Source organism: Streptomyces sp. NPDC052236, from assembly GCF_044548015.1.
Lineage (GTDB): Bacteria > Actinomycetota > Actinomycetes > Streptomycetales > Streptomycetaceae > Streptomyces.
This window is the reverse complement of the sequence record NZ_JBIUBL010000007.1, coordinates 133,965-146,763: the sequence shown is the minus strand read 5'-3', so window position 1 is coordinate 146,763 and position 12,799 is coordinate 133,965. Positions and strand designations below refer to the sequence as shown.

Below are 12,799 nucleotides of genomic sequence, written 5' to 3'. Positions count from 1 at the left end.
CGCCCGCGCCCCCCCGCATGGGATGGGGGTTTTTGCTGCGCCGGGTGCGGGCGCCCCCCCCCGCCAGGGGCCCGGCGCGTACCCGCCCCCGCACCTTCCGCCCCGCTGGGGGTCCCCCACGCCCTCAGGGAGCCCTCAGGGAGCCCTCAGGGAGTAGGGGGAGTAGGGGGAAGGTTCGGGGGCAGCGCCCCCGCCAAGGGCCCGCACCTCAGTGGGTCAGACGGCCGACAGGGCGGAGTCGCTCGGCGCCGGGGCAGCCGCGTCATGCGACGGGCGCTCCCGCAGGCTCAGCGCGAGCCGCACCACCGCGGTCCACATCAGCGCGGAGCCGAGCATGTGCGCGCCGACCAGGATCTCGGGCACGCCGGTGAAGTACTGGAGATAGCCCACCGCCCCCTGGAGCAACAGCACCACCAGCAGGTCCCGGGCGCGCGCCCTGATGTCGTCGGGCGCGTCGACTGTGCGCAGCACCAGCCACATCGCGAGGACCAACGCGCAGACCACCCAGGCGGCGATCGCGTGGATATGGGCGGCGGCGGCCCAGTCCCACGGCATACGCGGTACGTCGCTGCTGTCGCCGGCGTGCTTGCCGGAGCCGGTGACCGAGGTGCCCAGGGTGATGAGCGCGCCCGAGACGACGACGATCGCCCAGGACAGCCTGCGGACCGGGCGCGGGACGCGCGGCCGGGGGGCGGAGTCGCCCTCGCGCGTGCGCTGCCAGGTGATCACGGCGACCGTGAGCAGGGCGTTGGCGAGCAAGAAGTGCCCGGCCACCGTCCACGGGTTGAGGCCCGCCCACACCGTGATACCGCCGAGGACGGCGTTGCCCATCACGATCCAGAACTGCGACCAGGCGAGCCGCGTGAGATCGCGCCGCCACGGCTTCGTGGACCGGATCGCGATGATCGCCCAGCCGACCGCGGCGGACAGGACGTACGTCAGCATCCGGTTGCCGAACTCGATGGCGCCGTTGATGCCCTGGGCGGGCGTCGCGAAGAGGCTGTCGTCCGTGCACTTCGGCCAGGTGTCGCAGCCGAGGCCGGAGCTGGTCAGCCGGACGGCGCCGCCGGTGACGATGATGACGACGGTCATGACGACGGCGGCGAACGCGGCGCGCTGGAGGATCCGGGGTGTGGGAGTCCAGCGTCCGGCAATGAAGGCGAGGGGGTTCCGCGCGGCTTGAGCGACTTCGGCTCGGGTCAGCTTTGGCACGGGAACCATCGTAGGGGGATGCTTGTGCACGTTTTCACGAGGGGGGTCCTGGGGTCGTCCCGAGAGTCGTTCCGCGGGTCGTCCTGACAGCCCGGAACCGGGCCCCGGGCCTGTCCCCGGAACCGTCTCCGCGTCACTCCCAGCGGAAGTACCGCGCCGCCGCACCCAGCCCGACGCCCGCCCACACCGCCAGGATCCCCAGGTCGCCCCACGGCACCCCCGCCCCGTGCTGCAGCACATCACGCAGCCCGTCCGACAGCGCCGAGATCGGCAGCAGCGCCAGCGCCGACTGGACGCCGTCCGGGAATTTCTCCAGCGGCACGAGTACCCCGCCGCCCATCAGGAGCAGCAAAAACACCAGGTTCGCGGCGGCCAGCGTGGCCTCCGCCCGTAGGGTTCCGGCCATCAGCAGGCCGAGCCCGGAGAACGCGGCGGTGCCCAGGACGAGCAACAGCACCACGGACAGCGGGTTGCCCTGCGGAGACCAGCCCAGCGCGAAGGCGATCACCGTCAGCAGCACCACCTGCAGGACCTCGGTGACCAGCACCGCGAGCGTCTTGGCGCTCATCAGGGCCCAGCGCGGCAGCGGCGAGGCGCCGAGCCGCTTGAGGACTCCGTAGCGCCGTTCGAATCCCGTGGCGATGGCCTGACCGGTGAACGCCGTGGACATCACCGCGAGGGCGAGCACGCCAGGAGCCAGGAAGTCGACCGACTCGCCGGCTCCTGTGTCGAGGATGTCGACCGTGGAGAACAGCACCAGCAGCAGCGACGGGATGATCACGGTGAGCAGCAGCTGCTCGCCGTTGCGCAGCAGCAGCCTCGTCTCGAACGCCGTCTGCGCCGCGATCATGCGCGTCAGCGGCGCCGCGCCGGGCTTCGGCGTATACGTACCGGCGCTCATCAGCGCAGCTCCTTGCCGGTCAGCTCCAGGAAGACATCTTCAAGCGTGTGGCGCTCGACCGCGATGCCCTCCGGCATCACACCGTGCTGCGCGCACCAGGACGTGACGGTCGCCAGCAGCTGTGGATCGATCTGGCCGCTGATCCTGTACATCCCCGCGGTGAGCTCCGCCGCCGCGGTGCCGTCCGGCAGCGCCTTCAGCAGCGAGCCGACGTCGAGCCCGGGCCGCCCGGTGAAGCGCAGCGTGTTCTCGGCGCCGCCCCGGCACAGCTGCTCGGGGCTGCCCTCGGCGATGACCCGGCCCGCGTCGATGATCGCGACACCGTCGGCCAGCTCCTCGGCCTCGTCCATGAAATGGGTGGTCAGGACGGTCGAAACGCCGTCGGTACGCAGCTCCCGTATGAGCTCCCAGGTGGACCGGCGGGCCTGCGGATCGAGGCCGGCGGTCGGCTCGTCCAGGAAGACCAGCTCGGGGCGGCCGACGACGGCCAGGGCCAGCGCGAGCCGCTGCTGCTGCCCGCCGGAGAGCCGCCGGTACGTCGTACGGCCGCAGCCGCCCAGGCCCAGCCGCTCGATCAGCGTGTCCACGTCCAGCGGGTGCGCGTGCAGCTTGGCCATATGGCGCAGCATCTCGTCGGCGCGGGCGCCGGAGTAGACGCCGCCGGACTGGAGCATCACGCCGATGCGGGGGCGCAGGCTCGCGGCGTCGGCGACGGGGTCGAGACCGAGGACGCGTACCGTGCCCGCGTCCGCGCGGCGATAGCCCTCGCAGATCTCGATCGTGGTGGTCTTCCCGGCTCCGTTGGGACCCAGGACCGCGGTCACCGAGCCACGGCGGACGTCGAGATCGAGGCCGGCCACGGCCGCCTTGGATCCGTATGACTTCGCCAGGCCCCGGATCTGGACGACCGACTCGCTTCGCATGCCGGGAAGTCTAGGCGGGCCCCGGCGGGGCCCCGTGGCCCGGGTCCCGGGACGCCCGTGACGGAATGGCCTGAACTGACACATGAGGCGTTCTTCACATGAACCTGTCAAATCCTTCACGATCGAGTGTCGGTACGAACCACCCCTCATGAAGGAGAGTTCGTGGCTAGACCCAGCTCAGGCCCAGCAGGCACAGCACGTACAGCAGGCAGATCAGGGCGACGAGTCGTCTTCGCCGCGCTGACGGCGATGGCCGTGGCGCTGCCCATCACCCTCGGCGCCGCCTCCGCCCATGCCCAGGACCCCGATACCGCGTTATCCCCCGCCTCCTCCCCGTATCGGACCAAGACCGACAGCGGCGTCCGCGCACAGCTCGACGCCAAGGACAGGGCGACCTTCTGGGTCGCCCTGACGCATGAGGCCGACACTGCCTCCGCCCGCCGGGCCAAGGGCAAGACCGCCAAGGCACGCACGCTCTACGAGACGAAGACCGCGCATGCCACCACATCCCAGGCTCCCCTGCGGGCCCTGCTGGACAGCGCGGGCGTCCGCTACGAGTCGTTCTGGATCACCAACACCCTCAAGGTCACCGCCGGCAAGGCCCTCGCCGAGAAGCTCGCGGCCCGCGCCGACGTCGCCGCCATCGAGGCCGACGACCCGGTCACCATCCCCGACCCGCTGCCGGGAGAGAACGAACCGCGCCTCGACGCCGTCGAGTGGAACATCGACCGCGTCAACGCCCCCAAGGTCTGGGACGGCCTGGGCGTACGCGGCGAGGGCGTGGTCGTCGCCAACATCGACTCCGGCGTACAGGTCGACCACCCGGCCGTCCGGACGAAGTACCGCGGACTGAAGTCCGACGGCACCTACGACCACGCCTACAACTGGTTCGACCCTGCCAAGATCTGCACCACCACCGGCCCCTGCGACAACAACGGCCACGGCACCCACACCATGGGCACCATGGTCGGCGACGACGGCTCGGCCAACCAGATCGGCGTCGCCCCCGGCGCGCAGTGGATCGCCGCCAAGGGGTGCGAGTCCAGCTCCTGCAGCCGCGACTCGCTGCTCCGCTCCGGCCAGTGGATCGTCGCTCCCACCGACGCCGCCGGGGCCAACCCGCGCCCCGAGCTCGCGCCCGACATCGTGAACAACTCCTGGGGCAGCGGCGTCATCGACACCTGGTACAAGGAGGTCGTGCAGTCGTGGCGGGACGCGGGGATCTTCCCGGCGTTCTCCAACGGCAACAGCGGCCCGGGCTGCAACACCTCAGGCTCGCCCGGCGCGTACAACAACTCGTACTCCTCCGGCGCCTTCGACATCGACAACGTTATCGGGACCTTCTCGTCGCGGGGCACCGGCGAGAGCGGCGGCCTCAAGCCCAACCTGGCAGCCCCCGGCGTCAATATCCGCTCCGCCTGGATGGGCGGCGGCTACAACTCCATCTCCGGTACGTCGATGGCCTCACCGCACACCGCTGCCACCGTGGCGCTGATGTGGTCGGCGGCGCCCGCGATCCGCGGTGACATCGCCGCGACCGAGAAGCTCCTCGACGCCTCCGCCCTCGACGTCGACAACACCACCTGCGGCGGCACCGCGGCTGACAACAACGTCTTCGGCGAGGGCCGCCTCGACGCGTACGCCGCCGTCACCGCCGCCCCCCGCGGCGCGCTCGGCGCCGTCAGCGGCAAGGTCACCTCGGCCACCGGACCGCTCGCCGACGCCACCCTGCGCTTCGAAGGACCGATGAAGTCGACCGTCACCACCGGCGCCGACGGCAGCTACGCCCAGCCGAAACTGATGGTCGGCGACTATCAGGTCAGCGTCGCCAAATACGGCTACGTCACCGGCCGGACCCAGGTCACCGTCGTCGAGAACGGCAGCGAGGTGAAGGACTTCCTGCTCGCCGAAGCCGCGTCCGCCGACGTCGCCGGCAAGGTGACGAGCTTCACCGGAGCGGAGGCGGGCGCGGTGATCACCGCCCAGAACACCCCCGTCACCGCCACCTCCGCCGCCGACGGCAGCTACACGCTGCGGCTCCCGCTCGGCACGTACGACCTCTCCGTGACCCCTGCCCAGCGCTGCGCCTCGGCGACCAGCGTCCGCGTCGAGGTCACCGGCGACACGGTCAAGGACATCCGCCTGCCCGACAAGACCGACGGCTTCGGCACCGCCTGCGCGGTGGGCGGCGGTGACTTCCCGGCCGGGACCACCAAGCTGGCGTACACCAGCACCTCCCTCGGCACGGCCGCCTTCAACCTGCCGTTCCCGGTCCCGTTCTACGGGCGTACCTACCGGGCGGCGACCGCGTCCATCGACGGGGTGTTCGCCCTCGGGACCAACTCCACCTCCAGCGGCAACACCACCCTGCCCAGCACCTTGACCCCGAACGGCGCGCTCTACCCGTTCTGGGACAACCTCACGGTCGACGCCACCGCGGGCGTGTACTGGGCGGCCACCGGCACCGCCCCGCACCGGAAGATCGTCGTCGAATGGCGCAACGCGCTGATCGCCGCGACCACCACCGAGCGGATCTCCTTCTCGGCGGTGCTCGGCGAGGACGGCTCCGCGTCCTTCCACTACAAGGACATCTCCGGGGCCGGCCTCGAGAACGGCTCCAGCGCGACCATCGGCGCCGAGAACGCGACCGGCACCGATGCCCTGCTCTACTCCTTCAACCAGCCCGCCGTCAGCGACGGGATGAGCATCGGCTTCCGTACGACCAGGACCGCCGTACTCGCGGGAACGGTCACCGACGCCAACGACTCCAAGGCGGTCGAGGCCGCGGCCGTCACCGTGACCGGCGGCAGCGACACCACCGGCGCGGACGGCGGCTATCTCCTCCAGGTGCCCGCCGGTACGCCCGGGACGCCGTACGACATCGCTGTCGCCGCCCCCGCCTACACCGGCGCGAGCGCGCAGCGGACCCCCGAGCCGGGCGGGATCGCGGTGTACGACGCCGTGCTCACCACCGGCCGGGTCGCCGCCGACAGCGCGGCCCTCACCGTCGTCGCACCGGCGGCACAGCAGCGCACCCGTACGCTCACCCTCGCCAATACCGGCTCGGGCACCGACTTCACGGTCGCCGAGAAGGACGGCAAGAGCTGGCTCACGGCCACGCCCCCCGCCGCACAGCTGGCGGCCGGCGCGCAGCAGAAGGTCGTGCTGGGACTCGACACCGCGGGGGTCGCCCCCGGCTCGGTCCTGACCGCCACCCTGCAGGTGAGATCCCACAGCGGGCGCAAACCGCTGATCGAGATCCCGGTGACCCTGGTGGTGCCCGGCTACCAGACGGCGATCGACTCCGGAACCTCGCAGTCCGCCGTCGACGCGCTCGGTGACACCTGGTCCCCGGACCGTAAGCACGCCACCGGCTCGTACGGCTACCTGGGCAGCGCCAGTCAGCTCACCACCAGCCGTACGATCACGGGCGCGGCCGACCCGACGCTGTACCGCACCGCCCGCCAGGGCATGTACGAGTACCGCTTCGACGGGCTGCCGGCCGGCACCTACCGGATCGAGCTGGGCTTCGCGGAGCTGAGCTCCACCCGTCCGACGGACCGGGTCTTCGATGTGATGGCCGAGGGGGCGCTGCAGGTGCCCAATCTCGACCTGGCACTGGAGGCGGGTGTCCGTACGGCCCATGACCGGATTTTTCTTGTCCAGGTCACGGACGGGCAGCTCAACCTGCGGTTTGTGGCGAATTCCGGCAAGACTCTGGTGAATTCGATCAGAGTGACCGACCGCCCGGATCTGGCCGGCTGATCTTCCGGATCCGGCCGGATAGACTCTAGGAAGCACCTGGTCAGGGCCCGTTCGGCAGCAGTTGGACGGGCCCTGATGTTAGGTAACCCTTAGTGATGCAGCGCACCGGGTCACCCCTCGGACGCCGGTTGTCAGTGCCGGAGGAATTACGCAACAATGGCGTTGTGAAAAACGTTGGCGCGGCTCCGCAGGAGGAACTCGCGACCGGTGAGCGCTCCACGCGCAACCGCGTCGCGCGCTCCATCCTGGACCATGGCCCTTCCACCGTGACCGATCTCGCAGGGCGTCTGGGTCTCACCCAGGCAGCCGTGCGCCGCCACCTCGACGCGCTTGTCGCGGAGAAGATCGTAGAAGCCCGTGAGCAGCGGGTCTACGGAGCGCGGACGCGCGGCAGGCCCGCCAAGGTGTTCGCCCTGACCGACTGCGGGCGCGACGCCTTCGACCAGTCGTACGACACGCTGGCCGTGGACGCGCTCCGCTGGATCGAGCAGTCCGCGGGCGGCGGCGCGGCCGGAGAGGCGGCCGTGGCGGCCTTCGCCCGGTACCGCATGGAGGCGCAGGCGGAGGCCTACGGCAAGGCGATGGAGGCGGCTCCCCCCGAGGAGCGTGCCGGGGCGCTCGCGAAGGCCTTGAGTGCCGACGGGTACGCTGCTACGGCGCGTAACGCACCGGTCGGCGAGCAGCTCTGCCAGCACCACTGCCCGGTCGCCCATGTCGCCGAGCAGTACCCGCAACTGTGTGAGGCGGAGACCGAGGTCTTCTCCCGGCTGCTCGGGACGCATGTGCAGCGGCTGGCCACCATCGCCCACGGCGACGGGGTCTGCACGACGTTCATTCCGCACGGCCCACCACAGCCGCACGGCGAACGACAGCCGCACGGCCAGGGCACACCACAGACCACCACATCATCAGCATCTGCAAGTACGTCCGGGAGGAACCCCGCATGACTCTCCCCACGGAGACTGCCCACCCCGAACTTGAGGGCCTGGGTACGTACGAATTCGGCTGGGCCGACTCCGACGCGGCCGGTGCCGTGGCGAAGCGCGGCCTCTCCGAAGCTGTCGTCCGCGACATCTCGGAGAAGAAGAACGAGCCGGAGTGGATGCTGAAGCTGCGGCTCAAGGGCCTGAAGCTGTTCGGCAAGAAGCCCATGCCCAGCTGGGGCTCGGACCTCTCGGGCATCGACTTCGACAACATCAAGTACTTCGTGCGGTCCACCGAGAAGCAGGCTGCTTCCTGGGAGGATCTGCCCGAGGACATCAAGAACACGTACGACAGGCTCGGCATCCCGGAGGCGGAGAAGCAGCGCCTCGTCGCCGGTGTCGCCGCCCAGTACGAGTCCGAGGTCGTCTACCACCAGATCCGCGAGGACCTGGAGGAGCAGGGCGTCATCTTCCTCGACACCGACACCGCGCTGAAGACGCACCCGGAGCTCTTCCAGGAGTACTTCGGCACGGTCATCCCGGTCGGCGACAACAAGTTCGCCTCGCTGAACTCCGCGGTGTGGTCGGGCGGCTCGTTCATCTACGTGCCCAAGGGTGTCCACGTCGACATCCCGCTCCAGGCCTACTTCCGTATCAACACGGAGAACATGGGCCAGTTCGAGCGGACGCTGATCATCGTCGACGAGGACGCGTACGTCCACTACGTCGAGGGCTGCACCGCCCCGATCTATTCCTCGGACTCGCTGCACAGCGCCGTGGTCGAGATCATCGTCAAGAAGGGCGGCCGCTGCCGCTACACGACGATCCAGAACTGGTCGAACAACGTCTACAACCTGGTCACCAAGCGCGCCGTGGCGTACGAGGGCGCGACCATGGAGTGGGTCGACGGCAACATCGGCTCCAAGGTCACCATGAAGTACCCGGCCGTCTACCTGATGGGCGAGCACGCCAAGGGCGAGACCCTGTCCATCGCCTTCGCGGGCGAGGGCCAGCACCAGGACGCCGGCTCCAAGATGGTCCACATGGCGCCGAACACCTCGTCCAACATCGTCTCCAAGTCGGTGGCGCGCGGCGGTGGCCGTACGTCGTACCGCGGTCTGGTCGAGATCGGCGAGGGCGCCCACGGCTCGAAGTCGAATGTGCTCTGTGACGCGCTGCTGGTCGACACCATCTCGCGCTCCGACACCTACCCGTACGTGGACGTCCGCGAGGACGACGTGTCCATGGGCCACGAGGCGACCGTCTCCCGGGTCTCCGAGGACCAGCTCTTCTACCTGATGAGCCGCGGTATGACGGAGTTCGAGGCGATGGCGATGATCGTGCGCGGATTCGTCGAGCCGATCGCCAAGGAGCTCCCCATGGAGTACGCCCTGGAGCTCAACCGGCTGATCGAGCTGCAGATGGAGGGTTCGGTCGGCTGACGCCGCCGTACCAGCAACTGGAGGCCCGCCCCTTCCGGCGGGCCAAGGTTCGCAATGCAACGCAACGCAAGTGACCGAGGAAGAGAGCACAACGACAGCCATGGCTGAGGCTCAGAACATCCCGGTGGGCTCCACCACCGCCGGCTCGATCGCGGTGGCCGCCGAGTCGACCGTCGCCACGCGCATGAGCGCGCCCCCCTCCTTCGACGTGGCGGACTTCCCGGTGCCGCACGGCCGCGAGGAGGAGTGGCGCTTCACTCCCCTGGAGCGCCTGCGTGGTCTGCATGACGGCACCGCCGTCGCGAACGGCACCGGCATCAAGGTCGACTTCACCGCGCCCGCCGCCGTCACGGTCGAGACCGTCGGCCGTGACGACGCCCGGCTGGGCAAGGCCGGTACTCCGGTGGACCGGGTCGCCGCCCAGGCGTACTCCTCCTTCGAGAAGGCCTCGGTCGTCACCGTGCCCAAGGACACCGTGCTCACCGAGCCGGTCCGGATCGCGGTCCACGGCGAGGGCGGCACGGTCTTCGCCCACCAGGTCATCGAGCTCGGGGCCTTCGCCGAGGCTGTCGTTGTCATCGACCACACCGGTGACGCGGTGCTCGCCGCCAACGTCGACTTCGTAGTCGGCGACGGCGCGAAGCTCACCGTCGTCTCCGTCCAGGACTGGGACGACAAGGCCGTCCACGTCGCCCAGCACAACGCGCTGATCGGCCGCGACGCCTCCTTCAAGTCGGTCGTGGTGACCTTCGGCGGCGATCTCGTACGGCTGCACCCGCGCGTCTCCTACGCGGCCACCGGCGGACAGGCCGAGCTCTTCGGCCTGTACTTCACCGACCGGGGCCAGCACCAGGAACACCGCCTCATGGTCGACCACAACGCCCCGCACTGCCGCTCCAACGTCGCCTACAAGGGCGCGCTGCAGGGCCAGGACGCCCACGCGGTATGGATCGGCGACGTCCTGATCGAGGCCAGCGCCGAGGGCACGGACACCTACGAGCTGAACCGCAACCTCGTCCTCACGGACGGCGCGCGGGTCGACTCGGTGCCGAACCTGGAGATCGAGACCGGCGAGATCGTCGGCGCCGGTCACGCCTCCGCGACCGGCCGCTTCGACGACGAGCAGCTCTTCTACCTCCAGGCCCGCGGCATCCCCGCGGACGAGGCGCGCCGCCTGGTGGTCCGTGGCTTCTTCGCCGAGCTGGTCCAGCAGATCGGCCTGCCCGATGTCGAGGAGCGGCTGCTCGCCAAGATCGACGCGGAGCTGGAGGCGTCTGTTTGATGGCCTTCGTCAAAGCCTGTGCGCTGAGCGAGCTGGAGGAGAACACCCCGAAAAGGGTGGAAATCGACGGCACGCCGGTCTCGATCGTCCTGACCGAGGGCGAGGTGTTCGCGATCAACGACATCTGCTCGCACGCCAACGTCTCGCTCTCCGAGGGCGAGGTGGAGGACTGCCAGATCGAGTGCTGGCTGCACGGCTCCAGCTTCGACCTCCGCACCGGCAAGCCGTCCGGCCTTCCCGCGACGCGCCCCGTCCCCGTATACCCCGTAAAGACCGAAGGGGACGATGTGCTCGTCTCCGTCACTCAGGAGTCTTGAGTCACCCATGGCAACGCTTGAAATCCACGACCTGCACGTCTCTGTCAACGCTGAGAACGGCCCCCGCGAGATCCTCAAGGGCGTCGATCTGACCGTGAAGCAGGGCGAGACCCACGCCATCATGGGCCCCAACGGCTCCGGCAAGTCGACGCTCGCGTACTCCGTGGCGGGTCACCCCAAGTACACGATCACCGGCGGCACCGTCACCCTCGACGGCGAGAACGTGCTGGACATGACCGTCGACGAGCGCGCCCGCGCGGGTCTCTTCCTCGCCATGCAGTACCCGGTGGAGGTCCCCGGCGTCTCCGTCTCCAACTTCCTGCGTACGTCGGCGACGGCGATGCGCGGCGAGGCCCCCAAGCTGCGTACCTGGGTGAAGGAGGTCAAGGCCGCCATGGAGCAGCTCCAGATGGACCCGGCCTTCGCCGAGCGCAACGTCAATGAGGGCTTCTCCGGCGGCGAGAAGAAGCGTCACGAGATCCTCCAGCTGGAACTGCTCAAGCCGAAGATCGCGATCCTGGACGAGACCGACTCCGGTCTGGACGTGGACGCCCTGCGGCAGGTCGCCGACGGCGTCAACCGCGTCCGCGGGACCGGCGAGGTCGGCACCCTGCTGATCACGCACTACACGCGCATCCTGCGCTACATCAAGCCCGACTTCGTGCACGTCTTCGCGCAGGGCCGCATCGCCGAGTCCGGCGGCGCGGAGCTTGCCGACAAGCTTGAGGCAGAGGGCTACGAGGCATACACGAAGGGCGGCGTATCCGCGTGACACTACTGCCGGGCCTCCTCGACACTGAGGCGATCCGCAAGGATTTCCCCATCCTGGACCGCGTGCTCCATGACGGTAAGAAGCTCGTGTACCTGGACAACGCGGCGACGTCGCAGAAACCGCGCCAGGTGCTCGATGTGCTGAACAGGTACTACGAGCAGCACAACGCCAACGTCCATCGCGGTGTTCATGTGCTGGCCGAGGAGGCCACGGCGCTGTACGAAGGCGCCCGCGACAAGGTCGCCGCCTTCATCAACGCACCGAGCCGCAACGAGGTGATCTTCACCAAGAACGCCTCGGAGTCGCTCAACCTCGTCGCGAACATGCTCGGCTGGGCCGATGAGCCCTACCGCGTGGACCACGAGACCGAGATCGTCATCACGGAGATGGAGCACCACTCCAACATCGTGCCGTGGCAGCTGCTCGCGCAGCGCACGGGCGCGAAGCTGAAGTGGTTCGGCCTCACCGACGACGGCCGTCTCGACCTGTCCAACATCGAAGAGATCATCACGGAGAAGACGAAGATCGTCTCCTTCACGCTGGTCTCCAACATCATGGGCACGGTCAACCCGACCGACGCGATCGTCCGGCGCGCCCAGGACGTCGGCGCGCTGGTCCTGATCGACGCCTCGCAGGCCGCGCCGCACATGCCCCTGGACGTACAGGCGCTCGGCGCGGACTTCGTGGCCTTCACGGGCCACAAGATGTGCGGCCCGACCGGCATCGGTGTGCTGTGGGGACGGCAGGAGCTCCTTGAGGACCTGCCGCCGTTCCTCGGCGGCGGCGAGATGATCGAGACCGTGTCGATGCACTCCTCGACGTACGCCCCGGCGCCGCACAAGTTCGAGGCGGGTACGCCCCCGATCGCCCAGGCCGTCGGCCTCGGCGCGGCCGTGGACTACCTCTCCGCGATCGGCATGGACAAGATCGCCCAGCATGAGCACGCCCTCACCGAGTACGCGGTGAAGCGGCTGCTGGAGGTCCCGGACCTGCGCATCATCGGCCCCACCACGGCCGAGGAGCGGGGCGCGGCGATCTCGTTCGTACTGGGGGACATCCACCCGCACGACGTGGGCCAGGTCCTGGACGAGGAAGGCATCGCGGTCCGGGTCGGCCACCACTGCGCGCGGCCGGTCTGCCTGCGGTACGGAATTCCTGCGACCACGCGAGCGTCGTTCTATCTGTACTCCACGCCGGCTGAGGTCGACGCGCTCGTCGAGGGGCTGGAGCACGTACGGAACTTCTTCGGCTAGGGGCTGGCA

The 12,799-nt window shown here is 69.4% G+C and carries 10 protein-coding genes; 7 read left to right on the top strand and 3 right to left on the bottom strand.

The genetic code is table 11. From position 1 onward, the window contains the following. Positions 1-216: 216 nt before the first annotated feature. From ACIHCQ_RS14480 to ACIHCQ_RS14470, 3 genes are all read right to left on the bottom strand, one after another. Positions 217-1,221, bottom strand: coding sequence for a heme A synthase (locus ACIHCQ_RS14480; protein WP_399661737.1), 1,005 nt, complete (start codon positions 1,219-1,221; stop codon positions 217-219). 124 nt (positions 1,222-1,345) lie between these two features. Continuing rightward, the gene (locus ACIHCQ_RS14475; protein ID WP_399661735.1) at positions 1,346-2,113 is read right to left on the bottom strand and encodes an ABC transporter permease; all 768 of its coding nucleotides are present in this window, start codon (positions 2,111-2,113) and stop codon (positions 1,346-1,348) included. Next, complete coding sequence (locus ACIHCQ_RS14470; protein ID WP_399661733.1) at positions 2,113-3,036, bottom strand: ABC transporter ATP-binding protein; 924 nt, start codon at positions 3,034-3,036, stop codon at positions 2,113-2,115. Before ACIHCQ_RS14470 ends, ACIHCQ_RS14475 begins: the two co-directional genes overlap by 1 nt. Before the next feature lie 162 nt (positions 3,037-3,198). Between ACIHCQ_RS14470 and ACIHCQ_RS14465 the strand changes: the two genes are divergently transcribed. From ACIHCQ_RS14465 to ACIHCQ_RS14435, 7 genes are all read left to right on the top strand, one after another. Beyond that, positions 3,199-6,801 carry a S8 family serine peptidase gene (locus tag ACIHCQ_RS14465; RefSeq protein ID WP_399661731.1) on the top strand — a complete coding sequence of 1,201 codons (3,603 nt, stop codon included), beginning with the start codon at positions 3,199-3,201 and terminating at the stop codon, positions 6,799-6,801. A 164-nt stretch (positions 6,802-6,965) separates the two neighbouring features. After that, a complete protein-coding gene (locus ACIHCQ_RS14460; protein WP_399661729.1) occupies positions 6,966-7,748 on the top strand; it encodes a helix-turn-helix transcriptional regulator in 783 nt (260 codons plus the stop codon). Next, entirely contained in the window at positions 7,745-9,166 is a 1,422-nt protein-coding gene (sufB, locus tag ACIHCQ_RS14455) for a Fe-S cluster assembly protein SufB (RefSeq protein WP_399661727.1), read from the top strand. The genes ACIHCQ_RS14460 and sufB overlap by 4 nt, the downstream gene beginning before the upstream one ends. 100 nt (positions 9,167-9,266) lie before the next feature. After that, a complete protein-coding gene (gene sufD / locus ACIHCQ_RS14450; RefSeq protein WP_399661725.1) occupies positions 9,267-10,448 on the top strand; it encodes a Fe-S cluster assembly protein SufD in 1,182 nt (393 codons plus the stop codon). Then, positions 10,448-10,765 (top strand): non-heme iron oxygenase ferredoxin subunit, encoded by a 318-nt coding sequence (locus ACIHCQ_RS14445; protein WP_399661723.1) that lies wholly within the window; start codon positions 10,448-10,450, stop codon positions 10,763-10,765. The genes sufD and ACIHCQ_RS14445 overlap by 1 nt, the downstream gene beginning before the upstream one ends. Positions 10,766-10,772: 7 nt before the next feature. Continuing rightward, positions 10,773-11,537, top strand: a complete 765-nt coding sequence (gene sufC, locus ACIHCQ_RS14440; protein WP_399661721.1) for a Fe-S cluster assembly ATPase SufC — start codon at positions 10,773-10,775, stop codon at positions 11,535-11,537. Next, positions 11,534-12,790 (top strand): cysteine desulfurase, encoded by a 1,257-nt coding sequence (locus ACIHCQ_RS14435; RefSeq protein WP_399661719.1) that lies wholly within the window; start codon positions 11,534-11,536, stop codon positions 12,788-12,790. Before sufC ends, ACIHCQ_RS14435 begins: the two co-directional genes overlap by 4 nt. Positions 12,791-12,799: the final 9 nt, after the last annotated feature.

What these genes read in the sequence shown, in the direction of transcription:
- ACIHCQ_RS14480 (WP_399661737.1), bottom strand. Translation starts at nt 1,221, where the DNA reads ATGGTTCCCGTGCCAAAGCTGACCCGAGCCGAAGTCGCTCAAGCCGCG.
- ACIHCQ_RS14475 (WP_399661735.1), bottom strand. Translation starts at nt 2,113, where the DNA reads ATGAGCGCCGGTACGTATACGCCGAAGCCCGGCGCGGCGCCGCTGACG.
- ACIHCQ_RS14470 (WP_399661733.1), bottom strand. Translation starts at nt 3,036, where the DNA reads ATGCGAAGCGAGTCGGTCGTCCAGATCCGGGGCCTGGCGAAGTCATAC.
- sufB (WP_399661727.1), top strand. Translation starts at nt 7,745, where the DNA reads ATGACTCTCCCCACGGAGACTGCCCACCCCGAACTTGAGGGCCTGGGT.
- sufD (WP_399661725.1), top strand. Translation starts at nt 9,267, where the DNA reads ATGGCTGAGGCTCAGAACATCCCGGTGGGCTCCACCACCGCCGGCTCG.
- ACIHCQ_RS14445 (WP_399661723.1), top strand. Translation starts at nt 10,448, where the DNA reads ATGGCCTTCGTCAAAGCCTGTGCGCTGAGCGAGCTGGAGGAGAACACC.
- sufC (WP_399661721.1), top strand. Translation starts at nt 10,773, where the DNA reads ATGGCAACGCTTGAAATCCACGACCTGCACGTCTCTGTCAACGCTGAG.